The sequence below is a fragment of the Sphingobium sp. LMA1-1-1.1 genome (genome assembly GCF_040676365.1).
In the GTDB taxonomy this organism is placed as follows: domain Bacteria; phylum Pseudomonadota; class Alphaproteobacteria; order Sphingomonadales; family Sphingomonadaceae; genus Sphingobium.
The window spans coordinates 188,533-213,324 of sequence record NZ_JBEGHS010000034.1 but is presented as its reverse complement, the minus strand read 5'-3'; the positions used below and the strand labels follow the sequence as shown (position 1 = coordinate 213,324).

At 61.5% G+C, this 24,792-nt stretch carries 15 protein-coding genes and 2 pseudogenes; 6 read left to right on the top strand and 11 right to left on the bottom strand.

The window, feature by feature from the left end:
• Positions 1 to 4: 4 nt before the first annotated feature.
• Complete coding sequence (locus MRBLMA1_RS15055; RefSeq protein ID WP_363737717.1) at positions 5 to 2,587, top strand: TonB-dependent receptor; 2,583 nt, start codon at positions 5 to 7, stop codon at positions 2,585 to 2,587.
• An 83-nt stretch (positions 2,588 to 2,670) separates the two neighbouring features.
• Here MRBLMA1_RS15055 and MRBLMA1_RS15050 read toward each other — a convergent pair.
• The 3 genes and pseudogenes from MRBLMA1_RS15050 to MRBLMA1_RS15040 form a co-directional block, all read right to left on the bottom strand.
• Positions 2,671 to 2,853 (bottom strand): annotated as a pseudogene (locus tag MRBLMA1_RS15050) (integrase); the annotation flags it as partial.
• Positions 2,854 to 3,221: 368 nt separating this feature from the next.
• Entirely contained in the window at positions 3,222 to 8,747 is a 5,526-nt protein-coding gene (locus tag MRBLMA1_RS15045) for a hypothetical protein (protein ID WP_363737715.1), read from the bottom strand.
• A gap of 732 nt (positions 8,748 to 9,479) precedes the next feature.
• Positions 9,480 to 9,638: pseudogene (locus MRBLMA1_RS15040) on the bottom strand (integrase core domain-containing protein); the annotation flags it as partial.
• A gap of 110 nt (positions 9,639 to 9,748) precedes the next feature.
• On the opposite strand from MRBLMA1_RS15040, the gene MRBLMA1_RS15035 reads away from it, so the two are divergent.
• Entirely contained in the window at positions 9,749 to 11,794 is a 2,046-nt protein-coding gene (locus MRBLMA1_RS15035; protein ID WP_363737714.1) for a TonB-dependent receptor, read from the top strand.
• Between the two features lie 245 nt (positions 11,795 to 12,039).
• Here the strand turns inward: MRBLMA1_RS15035 and MRBLMA1_RS15030 are convergent, their stop codons facing one another.
• From MRBLMA1_RS15030 to MRBLMA1_RS15010, 5 genes are all read right to left on the bottom strand, one after another.
• Entirely contained in the window at positions 12,040 to 12,444 is a 405-nt protein-coding gene (locus MRBLMA1_RS15030; RefSeq protein WP_363737712.1) for a GNAT family N-acetyltransferase, read from the bottom strand.
• A 632-nt stretch (positions 12,445 to 13,076) separates the two neighbouring features.
• Positions 13,077 to 13,364 (bottom strand): hypothetical protein, encoded by a 288-nt coding sequence (locus MRBLMA1_RS15025; RefSeq protein WP_363737710.1) that lies wholly within the window; start codon positions 13,362 to 13,364, stop codon positions 13,077 to 13,079.
• A 72-nt stretch (positions 13,365 to 13,436) separates the two neighbouring features.
• On the bottom strand, positions 13,437 to 14,012 hold the full coding sequence (locus tag MRBLMA1_RS15020) for a nucleotidyl transferase AbiEii/AbiGii toxin family protein (protein WP_363737708.1): 576 nt from the start codon (positions 14,010 to 14,012) through the stop codon (positions 13,437 to 13,439).
• Positions 14,013 to 14,023: 11 nt separating this feature from the next.
• Complete coding sequence (locus MRBLMA1_RS15015) at positions 14,024 to 14,602, bottom strand: hypothetical protein (RefSeq protein WP_363737706.1); 579 nt, start codon at positions 14,600 to 14,602, stop codon at positions 14,024 to 14,026.
• Positions 14,603 to 14,950: 348 nt separating this feature from the next.
• Positions 14,951 to 15,403 (bottom strand): PA2169 family four-helix-bundle protein, encoded by a 453-nt coding sequence (locus MRBLMA1_RS15010; RefSeq protein ID WP_363737704.1) that lies wholly within the window; start codon positions 15,401 to 15,403, stop codon positions 14,951 to 14,953.
• A 106-nt stretch (positions 15,404 to 15,509) separates the two neighbouring features.
• Between MRBLMA1_RS15010 and MRBLMA1_RS15005 the strand changes: the two genes are divergently transcribed.
• The 3 genes from MRBLMA1_RS15005 to MRBLMA1_RS14995 all read left to right on the top strand — a co-directional run bounded on the left by MRBLMA1_RS15005 (position 15,510) and on the right by MRBLMA1_RS14995 (position 19,975).
• Entirely contained in the window at positions 15,510 to 17,225 is a 1,716-nt protein-coding gene (locus tag MRBLMA1_RS15005) for an FAD/NAD(P)-binding protein (RefSeq protein WP_363737702.1), read from the top strand.
• A 204-nt stretch (positions 17,226 to 17,429) separates the two neighbouring features.
• The gene (locus MRBLMA1_RS15000; protein ID WP_363737700.1) at positions 17,430 to 19,517 is read left to right on the top strand and encodes a catalase; all 2,088 of its coding nucleotides are present in this window, start codon (positions 17,430 to 17,432) and stop codon (positions 19,515 to 19,517) included.
• Positions 19,514 to 19,975: a hypothetical protein gene (locus MRBLMA1_RS14995; protein ID WP_363737699.1), complete on the top strand. Its 462-nt coding sequence runs from the start codon at positions 19,514 to 19,516 to the stop codon at positions 19,973 to 19,975. Before MRBLMA1_RS15000 ends, MRBLMA1_RS14995 begins: the two co-directional genes overlap by 4 nt.
• 20 nt (positions 19,976 to 19,995) lie before the next feature.
• Here the strand turns inward: MRBLMA1_RS14995 and MRBLMA1_RS14990 are convergent, their stop codons facing one another.
• The 3 genes from MRBLMA1_RS14990 to MRBLMA1_RS14980 are packed head-to-tail and all read right to left on the bottom strand — an operon-like array spanning position 19,996 to position 23,760.
• Positions 19,996 to 22,008: a M3 family metallopeptidase gene (locus MRBLMA1_RS14990; protein ID WP_363737697.1), complete on the bottom strand. Its 2,013-nt coding sequence runs from the start codon at positions 22,006 to 22,008 to the stop codon at positions 19,996 to 19,998.
• On the bottom strand, positions 22,001 to 22,816 hold the full coding sequence (locus tag MRBLMA1_RS14985; RefSeq protein ID WP_363737695.1) for a transglutaminase-like domain-containing protein: 816 nt from the start codon (positions 22,814 to 22,816) through the stop codon (positions 22,001 to 22,003). The genes MRBLMA1_RS14990 and MRBLMA1_RS14985 overlap by 8 nt, the downstream gene beginning before the upstream one ends.
• Positions 22,817 to 22,821: 5 nt before the next feature.
• On the bottom strand, positions 22,822 to 23,760 hold the full coding sequence (locus MRBLMA1_RS14980) for a transglutaminase family protein (RefSeq protein WP_363737693.1): 939 nt from the start codon (positions 23,758 to 23,760) through the stop codon (positions 22,822 to 22,824).
• Between MRBLMA1_RS14980 and MRBLMA1_RS14975 the strand changes: the two genes are divergently transcribed.
• Positions 23,754 to 24,548, top strand: a complete 795-nt coding sequence (locus MRBLMA1_RS14975) for an N-formylglutamate amidohydrolase (RefSeq protein WP_363737691.1) — start codon at positions 23,754 to 23,756, stop codon at positions 24,546 to 24,548. The genes MRBLMA1_RS14980 and MRBLMA1_RS14975 overlap by 7 nt on opposite strands.
• Positions 24,549 to 24,792 lie beyond the last annotated feature (244 nt).

The window sequence follows — 24,792 nt, the reverse complement described above, 5'->3', positions numbered from 1 at the left end:
CCGTATGAAAAGGGTTGGATCCATAAGCGTTTTTGCGATCGCAGCGTGCCTTGGCGCGCCAGCGCTCGCCCAGCAGCCCGACGAGCAGCAGGCGCAATCTGGGGGGCTGGAAGAGATCGTCGTCACGGCAACCAAGCGCTCCGAAAATCTGCAGGATGTGCCGGTCGCGGTATCGGCCATTTCCGCCTCGGCGCTCACCGCCAAGGGCGTATTCGATACTTCGGACCTCAATGCCTCGATGCCCAATCTCCAGGTGTCGTCGGCTTATGGCACGCAGCAGCCCAATTTCACGCTGCGCGGCGTGGGTGTGGGGACGGAACTGAGCGCGAGCGCGGCTTCGCCGGTTGGCGTTTACGTGGACGAGGTCTACCAGACGTTCAGGGCGAGCCAGGGGCAGCAGCTCTACGATCTGGAGCAGGTCGAGGTGGTGCGCGGTCCCCAAGGCACGCTTTATGGCCGCAACACGACCGGCGGGGCGATCAACTTCATCACTCGCAAGCCGCAGATGAAGGGCGCCAACGGCTACCTTACGCTCGGCTACGGCAATTACGACCGGAAGAGCGCTGAAGGTGCGATCGAGCTGACGCCCGTGGAAGGCCAACTCGGCATCCGCATCGCGGGCACCTATGTCAAATCCGATCCCTATATCCATAATCTGATGCCCGCCGGGCTCAACACCACGGCTGCCGGCGGTGCGTCCGGTCTCAATTATGCAACGGGGCGTGATCCCAATGGCGACGAAAGCTACGGCATCCGCGGAACACTGCGCTTCGCGCCGTCCGATACGCTTGATGTCACCTTGAAGGGCTATGCGGCTAAATCGACCGGCGGCGTCGCCGCGTCGCTGGGCGCGGGGCCCTCGCGCACCAACCCTGGGGTGATCAATTATGAGAACCCAGCTTTCCCCCTGGCACCTCTATTCCAGGCGCTCGGTGACAATGGTGCCGGGTTGCTGCCCAGCAGCTATAGCCGGGTTGGTCTGTCCGACAAGCAGATCGAGCAGGATACGATTGGCCGCGCAGTGACGCGCGCCGAAGGCGTCGTCCTGACCGTGAAGACCGAGCTTGCCGACAAGCTCAACCTGACCTCGATCACAGGCTATGATTCCGGCCTTTATCTCCAGACAGCAACCGATTGTGACAGCGGCCCACTGCGCCTGTGCTCGAACGGCTATCGTTCGTCCTTCGAGGCGTTCAATCAGGACCTGCGCCTCGATTATAGCAGCGGGCCTTTCAAGATGATCGTCGGTGCCTATTATGGCTGGGACAGTGTAACCTCCGACAACGACATCGATATCTTCAATTTGCTGAGCGATGTGCGTGCAGCCGTGGGCCTGCCCGCAACCTGGTTCAATCCCGCGGGCGGCTTCAACGGGACGGCACTGTCGGCCGGCTCGGTTCCCACCGGCGTTCGCGGCAAGCAGCATTTCAAGCAGAACCGGGAAAGCTGGGCCGTTTATAGCGAGGGCAGCTACGAGATCACGCCTAGGCTCAAACTGACGGCGGGCCTGCGATATACCACCGACACGACCGACTATAAGGATGGCCTCACCACCTATTATGACGATGCCGGCAATCCGCGCATGCTGGCCGTGTCGGCCTACGGCGCGCCTTATTTCCTGGCGCCTGTCTATAACGAAAGCGGGAACGTGGTCATCCCCGCGACTGCGGCCCCAAATCCTGGTGGCATCAACAAGAGCGGCAAGACGAGCCGCGTCTCGGGCCGCGCGATCCTCGACTGGAAGCCGGTAGACGGTGTTATGCTTTATGGCAGCTACAGCCGCGGCTATCGCGCCGGCACCTTCAACGGCCTCGCCTATATCAGCTCGCCGCAGGTCTATTTCGTCAAGCCCGAGGAGGTGAATGCCTTCGAAGTCGGCTTCAAGACCCGCTTCCTCGACAACCGCTTGCAGATCAACGGCAGTTTCTTCTACTATGATTATAAGGACCAGCAGAGCCAGGTCGTCGACCCGAGCGTGACCGCGAACATCATCACTCTCGACGGAACGATGAAGGGCCTCGAACTCGATGTTGAGTTCGCTGCGACGAATCGCCTGACGTTGAGCGCGTCGCTCGGTATCCTCGACAGCAAATATAAGAGCTATGATCAGGCCGCCTGCGTCGCTCTCAATCTAAGCGGCCTTTTCCCTGCACAGGACGGGTCCTGCGTGCAATCGGGAGCCGGCAATGTCAGCGTCGGCGGCAATCCCTTCCCCTATGCGCCCAAGACCTCGGTCAACCTCGCGTTCGACTGGGACGCGGTGGATATCGGCGAGGGCAAGATCAAGGTGCATGGCGACACCGCTTATACCGGACGTTTCTACTATGACACTTTCAAGGATTACAGCCGCGGTGTCCTGCCCAATCTAGCGAGCGGGCGGTATACGCAAGGAGAAGGCGATTACTGGGTGTTCAATGGCCGCATCAGCTATGTGACGGACCGCTACACCTTGTCTGTCTGGGGAAAGAACCTCTCCGACAAGCTCTACTTCCCGGCAGGCTATCCTAACGAGGGGATCACCGGCGCGGGCTACCTCGTGCGCGCGCTGCCACGCACCTTCGGGGTCGAAGCCACGTTGCGCTTCTGACGGCGACTGGGAGGGAAGCCTTTGTCTTCCCTCCTCCTTTCGGTCGCCACCACCGCTAGCTGAATGAAGGTCCGCCAATGGCAGCGAAGCTTGCTTTCGATCGCCAGATCGAACAATGCCCGATCTCGCAGGCGGCGGCGCTGATTGAGGTAGAAACGGATTTCCCAAATCTGCTTGGGTTTCAGAGCCCGCTTTGCACCCACGGTCCTTCCGGCATTCCAAACCGGGCGCATGGTGGCGGTGAGTTCTGTTTCAGCCATCTCCATGATCGTTCTCCCATGGCCACATCGGCCATCTGCAAAACGCTTGCCGAAGAGGATGCGAAGGAGTGGCTTTGGGCTCGTGCCGACCACGTCCGGACGATCCCGAGCCCAACACCGAACGGCAGCTCAAAACGGAAGCCGTCATTCGCTTTTTTCCGAGCAGGCCAGCATCCTCGCGCTTCATCTCCGTCATTCTCCGCTGATGCGCGAAGACTCGAAAGCGGAATTCCGTGGTGGCCCACCGCCCAGCCGCCCTGAACGGCCTGACCGCAGTTGGCCCATGGTCTGATCGCAGACGCACAGTTCATACGCGGCATCTGGTCTATGAGAGTCGCCGGGATCGATGAAAATCGGCCCCGACCACCAATTTATCAGAAGGCCAAACGCAGGCCCGCGCGTGCGCTGCCGCGTCTGTCTGCGTTACCCGTTTCCCCGCTAACCGCGCCGAACAGCGTCAGGCTTGCGCTTAGAGCGACGTCCGCTCCCAAAGTGGCGGTGGCCAAGACGGGCGCGCGCCGGGCGCCAGCTGCAGCAAGGCCGAAATCTCCTCCGCCCATGGCAGCGATTGCGAACGGAGACCGGCCATCGACCTGGTAACGCACCCCGAGCGAAAGGTAAGGCCGTGTGGCGGCCTCCTTCATGCCGCCCTTGAACGTCAGGGCGCCATCGACAAATACGGCGCTGCCGCGATTGCGGGCCACTTGGAGCGCGTAGGGATTGCCACCCGTCTCTGTAACCGGATCTCGGCCTGTGCGAATGGCCGTTACCCCGATGCCTGGCTGTACGATCAAATTACCGTTGAGCGACATAGTGTAGCCGATGCTGAGGTCGCCGGTCCAGCCAGTCAGGTCATAGCCCCCCTTCGCCGAGCCACCAAGCACGCTGCGATGGGTCTCGGCGTTGCTGCCGTCGTAAGCCACCGTTGCCATGATGGCGAGGCTGCCACTGGTCCAGCGGCCATGGACACCCGCAACCACCGCATCGACCGAGGTCTTGGAGCCCAGCGACGACAGGGTCTGTTGGCTGTTAAGGTAACCGACGAAGCCGCCGATTGACCAGTCATTGCTTCCCCAGCCAATTCCGCCAAGGAAGCCGTAACCGCTGATCCGGGTCCGCGCTGTGCCTTGCAAACTGCTATCGAGCGTGCGGATGTTGCCTAGTGTGCTTGCGAACGTAAACGCTCCGGGCGTGTCGCGACGCGGCGCGAATGCAACGCTGCGCCCGACATCCGCCAGTTCCAGCCCCTGCTCCACCGTAACCTGACCGGCTGCCGCATAGGCCTCCGGCGTCAATTGCGCGAAGACGACTTGGTTTGAGGTGCTGGCGTTGGCGATCAATCCTGGAACCGCAGCCATGAACGCCGACGAGGCTTGGCCGCTGACCAAAAGGCCGTTGACGTAGTTGATGGAGCTTTGGACCTGCGGCGTAAAGGTCGGATCGTTTTCAAACTGACCCAGTAACAAAATGGTGCCGCCGGTTTGGGCGATGACGCCGAAAATCGAACCCGACCTGAGGATGTTCGTAAAGCTTCCGGTGATGCTGTCGGCGTCGATCAGATCTAGAGACTGGCCGGCGGTCACGATCCCGCTCGCCTCGATCTGAAGTGTAGCGCCCTGAGCGATCGACAGATTGCCATTGACGATCAGCTTGTCGAAGACAGTAGGCGTAATCTCGAAGATGGAGACTGAAGTACCGGCCAGTGCGACGTTGCCATTCACGGTCATCGTGCCGGGCGACGCGCCGGGGCTAAGCGTGCCTGCGACGGTTATGCTACCGGTGATAGTGCCTGCCGAACCGAAGGTTGCCCCTTGCCCGACGGTGATTGTCGGCGCCGTGATCGTCGAGCCCGCAAGCCCGACTACTCGACCGCCGGTGAGCACTATGCTGCCAAGCGAGGCGTCACCGGTTATTTTGGCGAGCCCCGCGCTGATGCGCAGCGCCTCCACATCGGAAATCGCCGAGAAGGCAGCTTCGCCTCCGGTGATTTCCACGGTGTCGGTGCCTTCTCCGCCGTCGATGGAGCCGGCAAATGTGCCGCCGGCGAGGCGCAGGAGGTCGTCACCGCCACCGAAGGCAACGGAACCCATCGTGCCGCTGTTCTCAATCAGATCGTTGCCTTCGCCAAGCACCATTCCGCCCAGGATGGCCCCCGTGTTGGAAATGATGGCGGGAAGCGCCCCCGACACATGAATGGCCAGCGCGCCATCCCCGCTGGCCTCTATGCGGCCGGCATTCTCGAGGGTGAACGAAGTGCCTTGCGTCTGGATCGCCGCGGCGCCGGCGCCGGTAGCGACGATCGTCCCCGTCTCGGCATTGGTGATCGTGCCATTTACGAGACCATATGTCGGGCTTTGCTGGCCGTATATTTGAGGAACGGCAAGGTCCAGACTCACCGCGATTGCGGCTTCACCATTCGCAGGCGCAATGGCACTGATCTCGCCGCTGTTGGAGAGTGACACGGTGCCGGGTATGCTGGCGTCATATGATCCAGCCACTAGCTGCAGGGCGGTACCGGCATCTCCATTGGTGATCGTACCACTGTTGGCGACGCTTACCGTGCCGGGCAGGCCGTCCTGCGAATTAGCCGCATAGGCTAGCAGGCCATCTTCGAACGTACCGGTATTGGCTATGTCGATGGCGTATGCATACAGAGTCGACGCTAGGCCTTCAGTCTGGCTTGCCGTCACAACACCGCTGTTTTCGAACGAGAGCGCACCACTGTTCCAGACCGCGACAGCGGGACCGGTAAAGTCGGCCGATCCGATTGTCCCGGTGTTGACAAGGCGCGTGACCGAACCGCTCACGTTACCCGCGATTGAGCTGTCGTTGATGAAGCCGCCCAGCGTCTCACCGAGGGTGGCAGCTTGTCCGGAGTAAGAAGGGCTGCCCAACACCACGTTGCCCAAGAACGCGATTTTGTTGACGACAGTGCCATCCCCCGCAGCATGGAAATTGGTGAGAGAGGCATCAAGCCCAGTCAGTGTCGCGACCGTATCCGCACCGAAGGCGGCGACTATCCCATCTTCGAAGCCGCTGCCCGGAGCTGCACCGACCGAAACAGTGCCACTGCTCATCAGCGCGATACCGTATGCGTCACGGCCTTCACCCGCGTCGATAGTGCCGCTCACCCCAGTGGCGTTTCCACTCTGGAGGAACACATCGTCGCCGTTGCCCAGCCTCAGGTTGCCCGTGAGGGTCCCACCGTTGGCGTAATAGGCGCTGCCGCTGCTATACCAATATCCGAGGTCCACATCGCCAATGATGGCGCCCGCGTTCGTCACGGCTCCGCCGTCCATGGTGATGGCCGTGCCGTTACCGCCGGTAATGGTACCTCCGGCGAGATTGGTGACTTGTCGGGCAAACGCGATCGCGGTGGACGCGGTGCTGGCGATCGTGCCGGAATTGACGACCACGGTGCCGTAACCACCCGAGATCGCGCTGCCTGCAGTTTGGATGGTGCCGCTGTTAGTCACACTGTAGGCATCATAGATTCCGTAGGAAGTACGCGTGCCCGTCTGCTCGATCGTGCCGGTGTTCACCACCGTGGCGACGCGATAAGCTCCATAGCTGCCGTCCAGTTCAATCCGCCCTTTGTTGATCAGGGTGTTAGCCCAGACAACGGCAGCGTTAAAGGAGTCACCGCCGTTGGTCGCGGTGTAAGCGGCCCTGATCGTGCCTTCATTCTGGAGAGTGTCGGCCGATCCCGGGCTGACTACGCCAAAGGCGCCCGCGAAGTAATTGTCAATCGTGCCGGTCAGAGTGCCGCGGCTGATGATGGTCAGCGTGCCATCTTGTAAAGATCCCGGAACCAGGGCGGCCGCAGTAACTTCGATCGCTTCCTGGTTGGTGGTCGAGATGTCGGCGTTCAGGTCCACCGTGCCGCTGCCAGCGAGCACCAGCGGCAAGCTCTGGGCCATGTCTGCGGTGAGGGTCAGATGCGCGCCTTCAACTAGTTCATAGCCAGTAGTGGCGAACGGTCCCACCGCGCCGATTACGGCGCTCGCATCTCCGGAGACGCGGTAGCGCAGCAGGCCGTCCGTGGCGGTCACAGTTCCGTTAATGCCGGCGAACTGGCTCGTGCCGGTATTGACGAGATCGGTCACCAGCGTATCGCCCTTGCCCAGCGTCAGGTTACCGTTGAGGACACCGCCGGTGAGCGCGACATAGGTGTTGTGATTGCTGTAATAGGAGCTATCGCGTGGAGAGACGAAGGTCACATCTCCGTTGATCGTTCCCGCATTGAAGACATAGGCATTGTCCGTGCTGGTTGATCCGTAGGGATCGCGTCCGGTGATGGCCCAGGCCCCGCCTTTGATCACTCCGCCGGCAAGGTTGTTGAGCACGCCGTAGTTTCCAAGGCCCACTGCGGTGCCGTATTCGCTGGTGGAGATCGTGCCGCTGTTGGTCAGAACATAGCCGGTGACGGCGCCGTAGGTCGCGCCCTCGATCGTGCCGCTGTTGACGGCCGGCGTATTGTCGGTGTTGCCGCTGAGATAGACGCCGATGCCTCCGGTCGATCGGATCATACCGCTGTTGTCCAGCGCGCCGTTGAACATCGAGAGCGCGGTATTGACGGCGGTGATGGTGCCGGAATTGACAACGTCACCATATGTACTCACGCCGTTGCCGCTGGACGTGATCGTCCCGCTGTTGGTCAGCGTGCCATAGAAGCCCATGTCTACTGCGTAGTAACCTTGGGTCACTGTTGCATCAATGGAGCCGGTGTTGGTGAGGCTAGGATTTCCGGACACATGGTACGGCACGACGAAAGCCTGCCCCTGCGTCGTGATCGCCGCCGCGTTGACGACAGTGCCGGAGCCGCCCAACTCAATGGTACCGGGAGCCACGAAGCCCTGACCAAGCGTGAGCGTCGTATCGGCCGCAGGGGCAAGCCGCAGGTACTGAAAGCTGGTCGGCAATGCGATAGCGGTGGATACAGCCAGGTCCGCGTCGGGCGCGAGCACTAGGGAATTGGTGCCGTCGCCAGCATCGATCTTACCAGTTATCCCGGTCACCAGCGTCGCCGTGCCATCATAGAGGCCGTAAATGAGGTCGTTGCCGCTGCCCAGCGAGACGTCGCCTGCGATCGTTCCCTGGGTGGAATCGATGATGCTGTAGAAGTAAGTGCCGAAAGCAGGTTGTGTCACGATATCCCCGGTGACCGTGCCGCTGTTGGTGAGCGTCAGCGAGGTGGCGACGATCGCTTTGCTGCCCGCGGTGGAAATGGCCCCCCCGGCCAGATTGACGATCGAGATTCCCTGCCCCTGAATGGCTGCGCCGGTGCCAGCATTGGTGATCGTACCGCTGTTGGTCAGCGGGTTGAACACGGTGGACAGGTTCGCAATCGTCGCCGCGGAGGAGGTGGAGCGGATGGTGCCGGTGTTAGTCCAACCAGTAGGATAGGGGTGCGAATTGTAGGTGGTGGTCTGGTCGACCGCGCTGAGCGATCCTCCATCGATGATCCCGGCGTTGTTCAACTCCCCGATCGTGCCGACGATCGCGCCGATCGTGCCGCTCTGAGCGTTGTCGATGACCTCGAAAGCGCCGCGCGCAGGATCGGTTGCCAGCAGGGCGACACCGGAAGTCCCCGTAATGGTGCCGACATTCGTCACGCTAACGAGCGCGGGGGCATAATCGTTCCCGGACGAAGGCCCGGCGGTGATGCCCGTGGCTCCCGACACGGTAGCGCCCGCCTCAACTGTGACGTTCGCTGTTGTGCCATAGAAGTCGTAGCTATTCGCTGCCACCGGTCCGGACAGGACCGCGATGCCGCTCTGCGTGCCGCCGTCCACGCTGCCGCCCACGTTGATCGCGGCCGTGCGCGCCTCATAAGATCCAGGGACTTGCGCGATATCCACCGTTATCGCCGCACCGCCATCGCCAACGACGCTGGCCAAGGAAGCAACCTGCACCGTGCTGCCGCTGGTGGTTACGTGTAGGCCATCGGTATCTGTGCCTGTGCAATCCGTGGTGCTATCTGCCACCGTCGGGTCAGGGCTGCATTGCGCCCATGCCGGAGATGCCGATGCAACTGCTACAGTTGCAATGCTCGAACCGAGCGCAAAGAACCAGTGACGCGCCCGCGCCATCTGTCGGTCAGACATTGAAAAAATTCCCCCGCTTTTGAACACTGTGTATCCGCCAGATTTCAATCCTGTGGCACAAAGGGATAAGGTGTCCAGAAATTCCGGCGAGGTTACAAAATTTTTAATGCCACTGGGGCACCGGGAACATTCGCCTCAAGGCAGTCTCAAGAAATCAGAGGGTTAAACCGACAGTCGTTGATCTCGCGCGTCGCTGAGCATGGCTCTGGCCCGGGAAGATTGGCGGAAAGGCGATCGGCGGCTTCTTCGAATGTACCTGATCGACACGAACGGCAGTGACCTGCAAAACCACCTCTGAAACGCGATGGGCAGAAAACTGGCCAGCCTTGCTCGTTCAAGCGGGCAACGCCAATAACTTCGCGAATGCCCACTTCCTGCCAACAGCTGTCGTTCGCCATCGCCCGCTTGAAGGGCGGGAATGTCCCAATAAAGGCGGTTCAATCGAGTGTTTCATTGACGTACCTTACGAGTTAATCTGGATTAAGACCTGTAGGGATTTAGGATTCCCATTTTGGCGTAGATGTGATTCACGCTTTGGAACCATCGGCCAAGGCCGGCGCGCAGTTCAAATCCGGTTTCGAAGGCGTGCAGATAGACGCATTCGTACTTCACAGACCGCCAGAGCCGTTCGATGAAGACATTGTCCATCCAGCGTCCCCGACCGTCCATGCTGATCTTGCCGCCCGCTTACTTGCTTTTGGTAATCATTAGCACTAGTGGCGGGCTAATATAGGTTGGGCAAGTGCGGGGTTCATATGAAGTTTCGGAAAGGTTTGCGCATATCGTGCGCGCTCATGGCATTGACGCTAGGGACGGCCGCACGTGCCAACGAATCCGGCGAAGACCAGCAGCGCACCGACATTATCGTTACAGGGCTGCGGGACGGCTACGTGCCGCAGGACAGCTCCGCCGCGAAGGTGGCGCTCCCGCTCCGTGATATCCCCCAGTCCGTTGCGGTGGTGCCTGCCGAGGTGCTGCGCGACCAGCGGGCACTCTCGCTACAGGATGCCGTCAGGAATGTTCCCGGCGTTACCCTTGCGTCGGGCGACGGACAGCGTGACGAGTTCCGGATACGCGGCTTCACGGCGATCGCCGACCAATTCGTCGACGGCTTCCGGGACGATGCCCTCTATTATCGCGACCTGTCGAACGTGGATCGGGTCGAGGTCATCAAGGGACCGGCCGCGGTGCTGTATGGCCGGGGATCGTCGGGGGGCCTCGTCAATCGCGTGACCAAGAAGCCCGATGGCGACATCACCGCCCTCGTCCTTTCGGCAGGCTCCTTCGACAGCTATCGGGGCGAGCTGGATATCGGGCGGCTCGATCAAACGTCGCATGTTGGGTTCCGGCTGACCGGCGCCATCGAGGACAATGACAGTTTCCGCGAGCAACAGTTCCTCAAGCGTTTCGCCTTGGCCCCGTCGCTGTTGATCGGCGCCGGACAGGATACGACCATTCTGCTCCAGGCCGATTATATCAATGACCGGCGCTTGATGGACCTGGGAATACCGGCCCTGAACGGCCGACCTGTCGATGTGCCGCGTTCCACTTACTACGGCGCTGCCAACGCCCGCGACGCTGACCTGGCGCATTCAGAAGTGCTGTCGCAGCGGGTGGCCGTGACACACCGCTTCTCCGACAGGCTCAGCCTGCGCAACGGATTCAACCATTATCGCTATACTCTGGATCGCCAGAGCACGATCCCTTCAGCGGTAAACGCGATAGCTCAAACTGTGACGCTCGAACACAGCCGCTTCGACCGGGATGAGGAAGGCTGGTCCAACCAGACCGAGCTTACGCAAAAGCTGAACCTGCTCGGGACCGCGCACACCATCCTCTATGGCTTCGAGATCGCGCATCAGAGCAAGGGCAGCCAGCGTTTCGCGGGCCGCACGGTCGCGGTCACGTCCATTTTCGATCCTGTCCTGCCAGTGGTCGACAACGACAGCTTCAACACGTTTACCGACAATAGCGTCACGCGCCTCGATACGCGCGGCCTCTATGTGCAGGATCTGATCGACTTCGGGCATGGCATCAAAGCGATGCTGGGCCTGCGGCATGACTGGTTCATCCAGAAGACCGACCGCCGTCTGCCGGGCCAGACAGACCTGGCCCGGACCGATCGCAACTGGAGTCCTCGCGCCGGATTGCTCTTCCAGCCCGATGCGGCTCAATCCTATTATGTATCGTGGAGCCGTAGCTTCCAGCCTTCCGCTGAGACCTTCGCGCTGGCCGCCAACAATAGCGATATCGAACCGGAACAGACCACCAACAAGGAAGTCGGTGCGAAATACACGCTGTTCGGAGGTCGGCTGTCGGTGCAGGCGGCCGCCTTCATCCTGCGGCGAACCGGGATCAAGGGTACCGATCCGGTCACGCAGCGCATCGTCCCGATCGGCACGCAGCGGACGCGCGGTGTCGAACTGTCCGCCGCGTTAGATCTGCCGGAGAGCTTTCGCGCGATCGCGGGTTATGCCCATCTCGATACGCGCATTACGGAATCGGCGACACCCAGCCTGATCGGCAAGCGCGCCACGCTCACCCCGCTCAATAGCGCCAGCCTCTTCTTCACCAAGACGATCGCCACCCGCTATGGCTTGGGTGGCGGGGTCAATTATGTCGGCGACCGCTGGGCCGACCCCGTCAATACGACGGTGCTGCCATCCTATGTTACGTTCGACGCCCTTGCATGGGCGCAGTTCGGTCCCGTCCGGCTTCAGCTCAACGCCTATAACCTGACCAACAAGCGTTACATCATCGCAGGACATGGGACGTCGCCGATCCTGAACCTTCCCGGTGCCCCGCGCTCGGTCATCGGGACGGCCCGTTTCAGCTTCTGACACGTTGTGGAGAGAGCATGACGGAAAACCCCACCACGGGCGTTGTCGGACACTTCCTCAATCCGACAGTGATTTCCGGACATTCTAAGGAATAGCAGCACCGCGCAATTCCATGCGCGACGGATACTCGACGGAATTACGCGGTGACTGCCTGAGATTCATGTGATTCCCGGGAGGGGCGGATGGCTATTGCTTCCATTCGAAGCAGCGAACTAGCGCTCCAGTGGTTGGGTGGGCTGTATCCTTCACCGCTCGTAGACCTTGGCGTTCATAGAAGCGATGCCCGCTGCATTGGTGAGGGGAGTCCGAAGCGTGAACCCTGTCGTAAGTTGCTGCTTAGCTTCATCGAGCAGCGCAGCGCCAATGCCTTTGCGTTGGGCGTCTGGCGCGACAAAAAGCTGATCGAGAATGCGTTGCGCAGGGATGGTCGCAAGTAGGCCAACGATATGATCGTCCACCACGGCAACTTTCAGGCACCAGCCATTTTCGATGCTCGCGATGATCCGGGCAGGCAAAGTGCTCGGGTCATCAAGGGCGGGCGCGCCTCCATCCATCTGGCGAGCGCTTTCATACCAAATGGCAGCGATAGTTTCGTATTCGCCGGGCTGGGCCAGTCTGATTTCCATCTCCGTGACCTGACGGAACAACATTTTGCCTACCAGCCTTTCCAATTATGCGCGGCAAATAGGTAAAAGCCGCTATGTCAGCGTCCGCCACATTCGGTCGTTCACGCATCGACACCGAACGACGAGAGTTGGTCGACTTCAGCCTGTTCGGGGTCTGATCCACGAGGGCTCGCGACTGCACCCCAGTTGAGAGTGGGCCACTGTAGGAAGGGGTTAATAGACATGCGTCCGGGGATGACCAGCCCATATCCTCCAGGGCGGCGAGACAGCCTCACGTACCAAAATCCGCCAAGCCGATCAGCGTTGTCTTTGCCTCCGTTCATCGCAATTTTGAAACGGCGCATGGCATTCGCCAAAAGGAGCAGTGTGCCAATTTGTGCCAAACCCCTTGAAAAATCCTTGTTTTTTAAGTGGATGTGGTGCCAGAAGAGGACTCGAAAATCGCGCTAGTAAGTTGAGAAATAATCATTTTTTCATGACATCATCAGCCGATACCCTCGTCGATACCCTACGACTTTTTGTTGATGAGGTTCGAGTCCCTTTGCCGCGCTTTTAGCTGTCGGCTGTTCCGTTGCATGGTGATTCGGGTGTCGCGCATCCGCACCAGCTCCGACCGCTTTCGCTTCGTCCGTTTGATATAGGCCGGCGCTGATCTCTCACAGCCGATGCGCATACTCCTGGATGCGTCCGAGGATATCGTCGAGGTTGGGCTGGCCACGATAATAGAGCGCAGACGTGGCGGCGTAGGCGCGGGCGAAGCGATCCCGCGTGGTCTGGTCCGAAAGATCGAACGCGAGATTTTCGCCGATCACTTTGTTGTCCGCAGCCGGGAAGCGTGCGTCCTTATGGGCGAAGTAGGCTTCGGTGCCGATGAACGCCTGAACGCCGGGATCGCCGAGGAGGCAGTAGACGTCGTAATAGTGGCGGAGGAAGTTCTGCGGCATGCTGCCATCCTCAAGGTGCCGCCGGAACTTCGTCGAAATCGTCTGGAGCTTCTCGACCAGCGTATAGCCAGATTAGCAGGGCACGTCGAACGCCCGGTTGTCAGTCAGATCAGGAAGGCCACTTGCCGCCGCCTTGTCATAGGCCCACGAACTGATCAGGCATGGCCGATTGGGTGCCACCTGATCGAAACCGGCCTCCAGCAAAATCCCATCCTTGATGCCCTCCGGTAACAGGTTGCGGGAGGCATAATGCAAGCGGATGCCCGCGCTGCGCAGGCGCTGATCATCGAATGCTTCGTCGCGCTCGACCTCAGTTATGCCGGGGATCGTGATCTTGGCCGACAGGCCATCATAGAATGTACGGCGTGCCTCTATATGGGCGGGTTTGTTCTGGTTCTTGCCGATTGGGAGATCGTCCAAGTCGGGGTTAATCAGGATGTCGATGTCCTCGGAGAACCGATGGATAAGGCCATGCCCTTTCGAGAGCGACGTTCCGCCCTTGAGTTCAAAGCGAAAACCCGACTGCTGCAAGCCCCAGAGGGCGTGCATGATCCAATAATCCTTCTCGACCAGCCCCGAATCGATCGCTTGCTCGCGCGAGACGACCGCCAGGAGATCGTCGAAATCTGTATGATCGTGCAGCAACATTTCGTGCGCTGTCAGGCCTGTTCAAGAACAGGCGCGAGCAAGCGCTCAGCCCGCGCCGAGCCAAAGTCCTGGACGGCCTTGGCGAGACGCGAACGGTCCATTTCTTTCGCCCGCTCGAGCGCGCGAGGAAGCACTGCCGATTTGTCTTCCGGCAGCCGATCGAGATTGTGCAGCAGATCGACCAGCAGGATTTCCTTGGACAGCCGCTTGGGGATCGAGGGTCGCATCCGGAAATCATAGACGCGCCCGTCGAGGGTGAACTTTCCGTGCCGCTTGCGGTTGTAGACGACCGGCTCGTTGTAAAGCTGCGTCGTACCGACCCCGAGCCCGTTGAACGCATTTGGCGAGACCATCAGAAAACGGTCGTCGCCGAGGAATGTCTCGACGAGCTTTTCGGGCTTGGCCGGCGCCGCCCCGAACCTGGTTTGACGCGGCGCCATATAGACACCTGCCGAAACCTTTTCGAGGCGCCCCTCCTCCACTAGTTGCCGGACATGACGATCGACCGCGTTGGACCAGCGCGCGAGATCCTTGCGACGGTAAACCTGTCCGGGGCGCAGGTGGCGCTTGAGTTCGCTGAGAGCCGACATGTCATATCTCCTGCGCCCCAGATAAGCGCTTGGAGTATGTGATGCAACGATTCTCATTAAAAACTCATGCAGATGAAGCCATGCGCGAACAGCATAGCGCGCAATCCTGTGCCCGCCGAACGAGCGTTGAGCCGCTTCGCCACCGTGGCGGATACCCCAAGGGGTTCAAAACGAACGACGCAGCAGCAGGGAAAGAGACTTGATCATATGGATTGGCGTACACTCGGAAGCGGTGAAGCCCGCAATAAGCACGGTACGCAAGGGAGGCAGGGCTATCACAGCCAGCGTCATTCAACCATAGCTGTCTTGCTCCATAGATGGGGGCGGGGGCTTCCCCCGCCACCCTCTTCAATCCCGCAGCGCGTGCTTCAGGTCGCGCATTTCGTCATGGCCTTCCTTGACCGATGCATAGGCGGTCTCGATCAGTGAGCGGACGGCGGGGGACAGTTCCCGATCCGCCAGCGCGTCCTCGAACTTAGCCTTGATATGGTCTTCTCCGGCCTCGACCTCGTTGACGATCGCCTTGTCGTCATGGCCGGTAACTGCCGCCTTGAGGTTGATGAAGAGGCGGTGGGCGCCCGCCGCGATGGTGCCGTCGTCTTCGGGCTTGCCACCCAGCGTCGCGACCTCCTGCTGCAGCCGTGTCGCGACTTGCTGGCGCTCGCTTGCGCGCGAAGTGAACAGCGCGCCGTAACGGCCGGTCTCGCTCTCCTTGGCGGCTTCACTATAGCCTTTCACGCTGTCGAGGGTGGTGGCGATGAGACCGTTGAGGGTGGAAATGTCGTGGCTGTTCTCGGACATGATAATTCCTGTCATTAAGGACGGCGCTGGGGCAACGCCGACACCCCTTAACGACGGGCGGCCGAGAAAAGTCCCATCGACATTGACCTGGATCAGCACGATTTGCGTGACGGTCCCGGCACCGAACAACATTGCCGAACATTATGCAGGCATGAACCCAACCATCGCCTTCGTCGGAGCCGGCCCGACGACGATCTATACGCTCAATGCGCTTATCGACCATGCGTCCGTACCTTTCAACCTCACCATCTTCGAGGAGCAGGCGGGCGTCGGTCGCGGCACGCCGTATCGACCGGGCTGGAACGATCCGGCCATGCTTTCGAACATATCCAGCGTGGAGATCCCGCCGCTCGCCGAAAGTCTGGTCGAATGGCTCGGTCGTCAGTCCAATGAGAGACTTGTCCGGCTGGGCATAGAACCATCCGAAATCGACGATCGCGCCTTCTACCCCCGCCTCGCCCTCGGCGAATATTTCGTCGATCAGCTCCACGCGCTCATCGACCGGGCCAGGAGGAAAGGGATCGACGTCACTGTCCGGACCAACTGCAAGGTGATCGACGCCTCAAGCGGCCCCGTCGGCATGACGCTGTCGGTCAGACCGAAGCGAGGTCCGTCATTCGAACAGGCCTTTACCCATGTCGTGCTGGCCACCGGCCACCAGTGGCCGGCCGAGCCGGAGGTTCGCCCAGGCTATTTCCTCAGTCCCTGGCCAGCCTCCGCCCTTGCCGGCATCCCACCCGTCCCGGTCTGTATCCGGGGATCATCGCTCAGCGCTATCGACGCTGCGGTGGCTTTGGCGGTGATGCATGGGGAATTCGTCGAGGCGGCGGACGATATGCTGTCCTACACGCCGTTGCCGGGGACGGACGCCTTCGCCATCACCATGATTTCCCGCAAAGGCCTGCTGCCCGAAGCGGACTTCTATTTCCCCCTTCCCTACGAGCCGCTGGCCGTCTGCAACCGCGAGGCGATGGCAAGGTTGGCGGAGGACGGTGGCGGCGACCTTCTCAACCGGGCCTACATGCTCTTCAGGCAGGAGCTGACTGAGGCCGACCCGGACTATGCGCGGAGGCTGCAAGTGGCGCAGCTTGACCTTGAGGGGTTCGCCGAACGCTATTTCGCCGAGCGGATGGCCACGCCGACATTCGCGTGGGCGGAAAGCAACCTTCGCGAGGCCCAGGCCAATTACGAAGCCCGCTACACCGTCCCCTGGCGCTACGCGATCCTGCGCATGCACGAAGTGCTGGAAACGCTGGTCCCACATCTGAACGATGAGGAATTCGAACACTTCTCTCGATTCCTCGCTCCTGTGTTCATCGACGACTATGCGACAGCGCCTCACGAATCCGTCAAGCGGATGCTGGCGCTGCATCGCGCGGGAAAACTGGACGTGATCGCGGTGGGCGAGCAGTACCGCGTGGACAGCCACACCCTCGAAGGCGGCGCCACCCTCATAAAGGACGGCGAACGCACGCACTATCCCGTGTTCATCGAGGCCATGGGCCAGCGCGCGCTCCGCGCCAAGGATTTTCCCTTCCCTTCACTCCGCCGCCAGGGCGTGATCCGCGACGTCAATCCGGCGAATGGCGACAGTCCGTCGCGCGGCATCGTCATAGACGATGCGTTTCATCCGATTTCCGAAGACATTCCCGAGGACCAGATCTTCTGTCTCAGCCTGCCCTTCCTCATGGGCCGCCACCCTTTCATCCAGGGCATAACAAGCGCGCACGACATGGGCGAAGTGGTCGGGGAAAGGCTGGCCGCTGCCATTGGCCGTTGTCACGACGATAATGCCACGCTGGTGGAGCGGACTGCCGCTTGAAGCTGCTCGAAGATCCACACTGCCTCCCCACCCCGTCCGACAATGAGGGAACGGCATGGCAATCGACCTGGGTTCCGCTGATGCAGATCAGTCTGACCTGAGAATGATCCGCAACAGGGACGGACCTGCTTTTCGGACGTTTGGATGATCGAAGGCCGGTGTCCGCCGCGCCGACCAGACATCCCATCATGAAAAGGACGCCCGATGGCCAACCGCACTTCAAACACGTCGCCTTCACAGGGTGGAGAAACGCATCAGACGGCGGCCAGGGGCGCCGGCGCCGGTGCCATCCTCACCACCAATCAGGGCATCGCCGTTTCCGACAATCAGAACAGCCTGCGATCGGGCACGCGCGGCCCTACCTTGCTGGAGGATTTCGTCCTCCGCGAAAAGATCTTCCACTTCGATCATGAGCGTATACCCGAACGCATCGTTCATGCCCGCGGGACGGGCGCGCACGGCTATTTCGAAGCAACCGACGATATTTCCGACCTCAGCAAGGCGGCGCTCTTTACCAAAGGCGAGAAGACCGAGGTCTTCGTGCGCTTTTCGACCGTGGCGGGCGGCGCGGGGTCAGTAGATACGCCGCGCGACGTGCGCGGCTTCGCGGTAAAATTCTACACGCGCGAAGGCAATTGGGATCTGGTCGGCAACAATATCCCCGTCTTCTTCATCCAGGATGCGATGAAATTCCCGGACTTGGTCCATGCCGTGAAGATGGAGGCCGACCGCGGCTATCCGCAGGCCGGCAGCGCGCACGACACCTTCTGGGACTGGGCGAGCCTGATGCCCGAGACCACGCACATGCTGATGTGGGCGATGTCCGACCGGACCCTGCCGCGCAGCCTGCGCATGATGGAGGGGTTCGGCGTCCACACCTTCCTGCTCGTCAACGCGGCCGGCAAGACGCATTTCGTCAAATTCCACTGGAAGCCGAAACTCGGCCTGCAATCGACGATCTGGGACGAGGCGCTGAAGCTGCAGGCGGCCGACAACGACTATCATCGCCGTGACCTGTTCGAATCGATCGATGCCGGCGATTTTCCCGAATGGGAACTTGGCATCCAGGTCTTCGACAAGGCCTTTGCCGACGCCCAGCCTTATGATGTGCTCGACGCGACCAAGTTGATCCCGGAGGAGGATGTGCCTGTGCGCATCATCGGCCGGCTGGTGCTGGATCGCAATGTCGACAATTTCTTTGCCGAAACCGAGCAGATCGCCTTCTGCCCCGGCAATATCGTACCGGGCATCGATTTTTCCAACGATCCGCTGCTTCAGGGACGGCTCTTCTCCTATCTCGATACGCAGAAGTCCCGGCTGGGCACGGCCAATTTCCACCAGATTCCGGTGAACGCGCCACGCTGCCCGTTCCAGAATTTCCAGCGCGACGGGCACATGCAGATGGCGGTGCCCCAAGGCCGGGCCAACTACGAACCCAACAGCCTTTCCGACCATGGCGAGAACGGCGGTCCTCGCGAAAGTCCGCAAAGCGGCTTTGCGACATCGACCGCATTTTCAGGTGAAGAGGAAGCTGGCGAGAAGCTGCGGGTGCGCGCGGAAAGCTTCGCCGATCATTATAGCCAGGCGCGGCTGTTCTACCTATCGCAGACCAAGAATGAACAGGCCCATATCGCCTCCTCCTTCGTATTCGAGCTGTCGAAGGTGGCCGATCTCGACCAGGTGCCAGCGCGCCTGGTCGCCAATTTGCGCAACGTCGATGAGGATCTGGCGAAGCGGGTCGCCGATGGACTGGGCATCGCACTGCCCAAGGCCGCGCCGGCGGCAAAGGCGCCGGTAGACATGGCGTCCTCCGATGCGCTTTCGATCCACAAGAATATGAAGGCCACGCTGGAGGGCCGGGCGATCGGCATATTGATCGCGGATGGCACCGACGCGCAGGAACTGGACAGCCTGATCGCGGCGATCGGAAAGGCCGGGGGCAAGGCCCTGGTCGTCGCGCCCAAGGTTAGCGGCGCCAAACTGTCCGACGGCAAGATGCGCAAGGCCGATGGCCAGCTGGCCGGGTCGCCGAGCCAGATTTTCGACGCAGTCGCGATCATCCTGTCACAAGAAGGATGCGCCGCGCTGGTGAAAGAGGCGGCCGCCGTTCAGTTCGCGATGGATGCCTTCGGCCACCTCAAGGCGATCGGCGCGAGCGACGCCGCCAAGCCGCTGCTGGACAAGGCGGGCGTCGAGCCGGACGAAGGCGTGGTCGGAACAGGCGAGGCCTTCGTAAAGGCGGCAGCATTGCGATATTATGCACGCGAACCCGCGCTGCGGACGCTCGCATGAGCGCGCCGCAGACGACCTCACCGCTCGCGACCTGGTCGCAAATGTTCGTAATCGGCTTCGACCTGCAAAGGACATGGATGAAGGCGACGGAGACGCTCCTGGCGTCGCAGCGCGTCATCGATGCCCGAACCATCCTTATTTGCAATGCCGGTCGGTCTCCCCTGACCGGCGATTATCGCGAACTGTCGCGCATGGTGCCGGAGAAGATCGAGGCCTTTACGCAAAGCGGGGCGGCGCTGACGCAGAACATAGCTGTCATGCATCAGGCGTTCCTGTCGCAAGGGCAAGCGATGGCGGCGGCGATGCTGTCAGGCAATCCCTTGTGGATGCTTCAGGGCCGCAGCCAGGCGCTGCGGTCGATCGATGCGGTTTCGCGCATGGCAGCAGTGACCTTGGAACCGATCCACAAGACGGCGACGGCCAATGCCCGGCGGCTGAAGAAACGCGAGAAACAATAGAACAGCGGATCCGCCTCAAATCAGCCGGATAACAGATGCCGTGCCCTCATCAGGGCTTTTGGATCGGGAGCGCGACCACGAAAAGCATGAAATGAGGCCATGGGGTCACGGCTGTCGCCCCGTTCCAGGATTTCCTGCTTGAAGCGATGCGCCAGGCCCGTGTCGAATATGTCGCCGGATTCAACAAAGGCCTCAAAGGCATCGGCGTCCAGCGCCTCGGACCAGGCATAACTGTAATAGGCGCTGGCGTAGCCGCCATCGAAGATATGCGTGAAACAGGGAAAGCGGTGCCGCAGACCGATTTCCCGTGGCATGCCGAGCCTGTTCAGTTCCGCATCGATGAAGGCGCGGGGATCGGCGGCGGCATCCGGCGCGCGGTGGACTGCGAGATCGACCAGGGCGCAGCTGATCAGTTCGACCGTCGCAAATCCCTGGCCATAGGCTTCCGCTTCATGGATCGCCGCGATCAGTGCGTCGGGTACGCCAAATCCCGACAGTACCTCCCGGCTGACGATCCAGTTCTCCATGAACTTGCTGGGGAACTCGACGAAGTCCCGCGCGACGGCGGTGCCCGACTGGCTGGGATAGGTGACGCGGGACAGCAAGCCGTGCAAAGCATGGCCGAATTCGTGGAAGAGCGTGCGCGCCTCGTCGATCGACAGGCGGGCAGTGTCGGGCGGCGGCGCGGCGGCGAAATTGGCGACCAGATAGACGATCGGCCGCACGTCGCCGTCCATGCTTTCCTGCACGCGCAGGCTGCCCATCCAGGCGCCGCCATGCTTTTCCGGCCGGGCAAGATAGTCGGTGAAGAGCAGGCCGACCGGCACATCCTCTTCGTTTTTCACCTCCCACGCCCAAACGTCGGGGTGATAGCCGACGATGTCGGCGCGGCGGATGAAGCGCAGGCCATAGAGCATTGCGGCCGTATCGAACGCCGCCTGCCGAATGGCGTCCAGACGCAGATGCTGCGCCACCGCCGCCCCGTCCAGCGCATAGCGGGACCGGCGCACCTTTTCCGCATAATAGCGCCAATCCCAGGGTGCGAGTGCAAAGCCGCCGCCTTCACGGTCGATCAGCGCCTGCAATTCAGCCACTTCTTCGGCAGCGCGGCGCTTGCCCGGCTTCCAAAGCTGCATCAGCAGCGCTTGGACGGCATCGGGCGTCTTCGCCATGCTGTCTTCCAGAGCATAGTGCGCGTGATCGGCATAGCCTAGCAGAGTGGCGCGCTCGCGCCGCAGAGCCAGCGTCTCGGCAATGACCGGCCAGTTATCGTGAGCGTCACCGTCGCAACGATCGGTGAAGGCGCGCCATAATCGCTCGCGAAGGTCGCGCCGCGCCGAGAAGGTCAGGAAGCTCTCATAGTCCGTGCGGTCGAGGGTAAAGTGATAGCGGCCTTGCGCACCGTTCGCCGTGGCGCGCCCGGCGGACGCCGCGCACAGCCCGGGCGACAGGCCGGCGAGATCATCCGAGTCCAGGTCCAGTATCCAGGCGCCGGTCGCGGCCATCACATTGTGCCCGAACTGCACGGCGAGAGCGGCAAGGCGTGCGTCGATGGCCGCGAAGCGCGCCTTTTGCGCCGGTTCCAGCATCGATCCGCTGCGAAGGAAACCGGCATGGGTCGTTTCGACCAACCGGATCTGCGCGTCATTCAGGCCGGCGTCATGCCGCCCCGCATGAGCCGCCGCGATCCGCGCGGCGAGCCTGTCATCATGGCCGATTTTGGTGGAATGAGCGCTCAGCCGCGCCGCAATGTCGCCCTCGATTGCACGAATGTCGGGCGTCGCTTGCGTGGAGGACAGTGTCCAGAAAAGCCGGCGCACGCGCGCTAGCGCCTCGCCCGACCGTTCCAGCGCGGCGATCGTGTTGTCAAAGTCCGGCGCGGCGGACTGGTCGGCGATCGCCGCGATCTCGGCACGATGCCACGCCATGGCCGTATCGAAAGCCGACGGGAAATCTTCGGGCCGCACCTGCGCGAAGGGCGGCGCGCCGAGCGGACCGTCCCATGGCCGCAACAGGACGGGGAGATCAGTCAATCGATTGCACCTCGTCACAATGGACCTCGAACAGGGTCAGCGTCGCCGGACCAAAGGCCGTGGTCAATGCGACATCGGTGGCGTCACGTCCGCGCGCCATCAGGATGCGGCCGATCCGGGGACGGTTGTGGCGGGCATCATGCGTATACCATTGGCCATCGATATAGACGTCGAACCAGGCGCTGAAATCCATCGGCGCGTCCACCGGCGCAATGCCGATATCGCCCAGATAGCCGGTGCAGTAACGGGCCGGAATGTTCATGCACCGGCACAACGTGATGGCGAGGTGGGCAAAATCGCGGCAGACGCCCTGCCGCTCCTGGTAGCCATTCCAGGCGGTTTTGTCAGGCCGTGCATGATGATAGCCGAACTCGATGTGATTGTGGACGAAATCGACGATCGCATCGACACGCTCGCTGGCCGTCCCATAATGGGCGAAATTGGCCCAGGCCACGTCCATCAGCCGGTCGGTCTCGCAATAGCGGCTGCCGAGCAGGAAGATCATCACATCGTCCGGCAGATCTTCCACCGGCATCTGCGGCCCCGTCGGCGCGCGGCGATCCGGCGCGCCGCTGTCCTCGATCACGAAATCGCAGGACAGTGTGACGCCGCCTGGCGGAACGGTGAGGCGCGTGGCCAGGTTCCCGAAACCGTCTTCATAATGATAGAGCGGAATGTCGGGGCTGATCGTCAGCCTCTGCGCCGTTTGCAGGTCCTGATGACGCGAGGGATGCAGGCTCAGCATCGCCATCATCGCGGTTCGGGTCTCGGCCTGGAAGCTGATGTCATATCCGCAACGGATCAGCATGCATGTCACTTTCCTGAAGAGCCGACGGGTCGGCTGTTGATGGCGCCATGGGAAGAGCGCGGGAATTTGGCGGGATCGGCGCGAGAAACATCGACGGTGACGTCCATGCCCAGATAGCTGGCGGGCAAGCCGAACCAGGTGCCGGACAATGGCAAGGCCTGATAGGGATCGCGCGCGATGGCGACACGGATCAGGCCGCGATTGCCGATGATGCCGTTGGTCGGATCGAATTCGACCCAGCCCGAACCGGGCAGGAAGATCCGCACCCAGGCATGGGTGTTGCCGCCGCCCAGGACGTCTTCCTTGCGCGAGGGATTGTAGACATAGCCCGACACGAACCGCGCGGCGAAGCCGAGCGCGCGCACCGCCTCGATCATCAGTACGGCGAAGTCGCGGCAGGTGCCCTGCCGCTTCCTCAAGGTCTCGATCGGCGACTGGGTGCCCTTTTCGTGCCGGGGCACATAGGTGAAATCGCGCTTGATGCCGGTCGCGATGGCCGTCAACAGGGCGACGGTCTCCGTATCGCCATGATTGCTGACGAAACCGCGCGCCCAGTTGTCGACGATCCGTTCGGGGTCGTGATGCTGGCGCTCGATCGACCGGAGCAGATCGGGCATGTCCTCGGACGAATAGGTGAACGGAAACAGCCGCGCATAGGGTTCGACGTCGACCTGCCCTTGCGCCAGAGGCGCATGTTCCAGCGTCGTCTCGCTCGTGACGGTCAGTTTCGACGTCCGCCGCTCGAACAGGGCCATCGCCACCGAATTGCCGAACACATCATGCAGCCAACGCAATTCGCTGGGCTTGGGATCGATATCAAGGCGAGCAGACAGCAAATGCTGGTCAAACGCCTCGCGTGGGCGCATCATGATGCGATGTTCACCCAGCGATACCGGCGCCTTGTAGCGATAGTCAGTGACATGGCGGATCGTCAGCAATGGCATGGAATGGGATCCTGACGGTCGGGCGCGCAGTGGACGGACTGTTGGGCCCGGATGATCCGGCGCCGTTCACTCTGTTTAACGCAGGGGGCGCCGCGCCGTTCCTGCTGATCGGCGATCATGCCGGTTCGGCCATTCCCAGCGCGCTCGGCGACCTGGGACTGGGGCCTGCCGATCGGACTCGCCACATTGCGCTGGATATCGGCGTGCTTGGCATGGGACGGAAACTGGCGCTGTTGCTCGACGCGCCTTTTCTGCATCAGACCTATTCGCGCCTCGTCATCGATTGCAACCGCGATCCAGATCGGCCGGACGCGATGCCGGCGGTGTCCGATGGCATCACTATCGCGGACAACGAAGGACTGGACGCGGTCGCGCGGCAGGCGCGGATCGAGGAGATTCATCGGCCCTATCACGCCGCGCTCGAAGCCATCATCGACGCGCGCCTCGCGGCCGGTCGCCAAACGATCCTGCTGTCACTGCACAGCTTTACGCCGATCATGAACGGTATGACCCGGCCCTGGGATATCGGTATCCTGTATTGGCATGGTCGCATCGACATGGCGGTGGCTATGCTGCATGCCCTGGCGCAACGGGGCGATATCACAATCGGCGACAATGCGCCCTACGCAATGGACGACACCGACTATACCATACCCCGCCACGCCATTTCGCGCGCATTGCGCTATGCCGAGATCGAAGTCCGGCAGGACATGATCTCGACCCAAGCCGGCCAGTCTAGCTGGGCGCAGCGACTGGCCGATACTATTCTGGCAGCGGCGAGCGCCTAGCGCCAACGATGTTGATGGCTATCTCGCGATCACGGGCGTTTAACCAGTAGTCGCTCGATGGACTGGAGCCCCCCCCTCGCTGGCCATGGCAATCTGGATCGGTCGGCCCGAAAGATCGTCCAGGTGATCGTTTGAGAAAAGCGATAGCGGCCGATACGCCCAGCCTTTCCAGGGCGAGCTTTGTCACGCGGCTCTGGCGGCTGGCCTCCCCATCGGAAAGCTTCACCGCGCCACGCTGTGTAAA

Excerpts from the sequence above, each read along its gene's own strand:
- MRBLMA1_RS15025 (WP_363737710.1), bottom strand. The coding sequence starts at position 13,364 with ATGCCGCAGAACTTCCTCCGCCACTATTACGACGTCTACTGCCTCCTC.
- MRBLMA1_RS15015 (WP_363737706.1), bottom strand. The coding sequence starts at position 14,602 with ATGTCGGCTCTCAGCGAACTCAAGCGCCACCTGCGCCCCGGACAGGTT.
- MRBLMA1_RS14985 (WP_363737695.1), bottom strand. The coding sequence starts at position 22,816 with ATGCTGATCCGTTGCGGATATGACATCAGCTTCCAGGCCGAGACCCGA.
- MRBLMA1_RS15020 (WP_363737708.1), bottom strand. The coding sequence starts at position 14,012 with ATGTTGCTGCACGATCATACAGATTTCGACGATCTCCTGGCGGTCGTC.
- MRBLMA1_RS14980 (WP_363737693.1), bottom strand. The coding sequence starts at position 23,760 with ATGCCATTGCTGACGATCCGCCATGTCACTGACTATCGCTACAAGGCG.
- MRBLMA1_RS15030 (WP_363737712.1), bottom strand. The coding sequence starts at position 12,444 with ATGTTGTTCCGTCAGGTCACGGAGATGGAAATCAGACTGGCCCAGCCC.
- MRBLMA1_RS15035 (WP_363737714.1), top strand. The coding sequence starts at position 9,749 with ATGGCATTGACGCTAGGGACGGCCGCACGTGCCAACGAATCCGGCGAA.
- MRBLMA1_RS15000 (WP_363737700.1), top strand. The coding sequence starts at position 17,430 with ATGGCCAACCGCACTTCAAACACGTCGCCTTCACAGGGTGGAGAAACG.
- MRBLMA1_RS15055 (WP_363737717.1), top strand. The coding sequence starts at position 5 with ATGAAAAGGGTTGGATCCATAAGCGTTTTTGCGATCGCAGCGTGCCTT.
- MRBLMA1_RS14995 (WP_363737699.1), top strand. The coding sequence starts at position 19,514 with ATGAGCGCGCCGCAGACGACCTCACCGCTCGCGACCTGGTCGCAAATG.
- MRBLMA1_RS15010 (WP_363737704.1), bottom strand. The coding sequence starts at position 15,403 with ATGTCCGAGAACAGCCACGACATTTCCACCCTCAACGGTCTCATCGCC.
- MRBLMA1_RS14975 (WP_363737691.1), top strand. The coding sequence starts at position 23,754 with ATGGCATGGAATGGGATCCTGACGGTCGGGCGCGCAGTGGACGGACTG.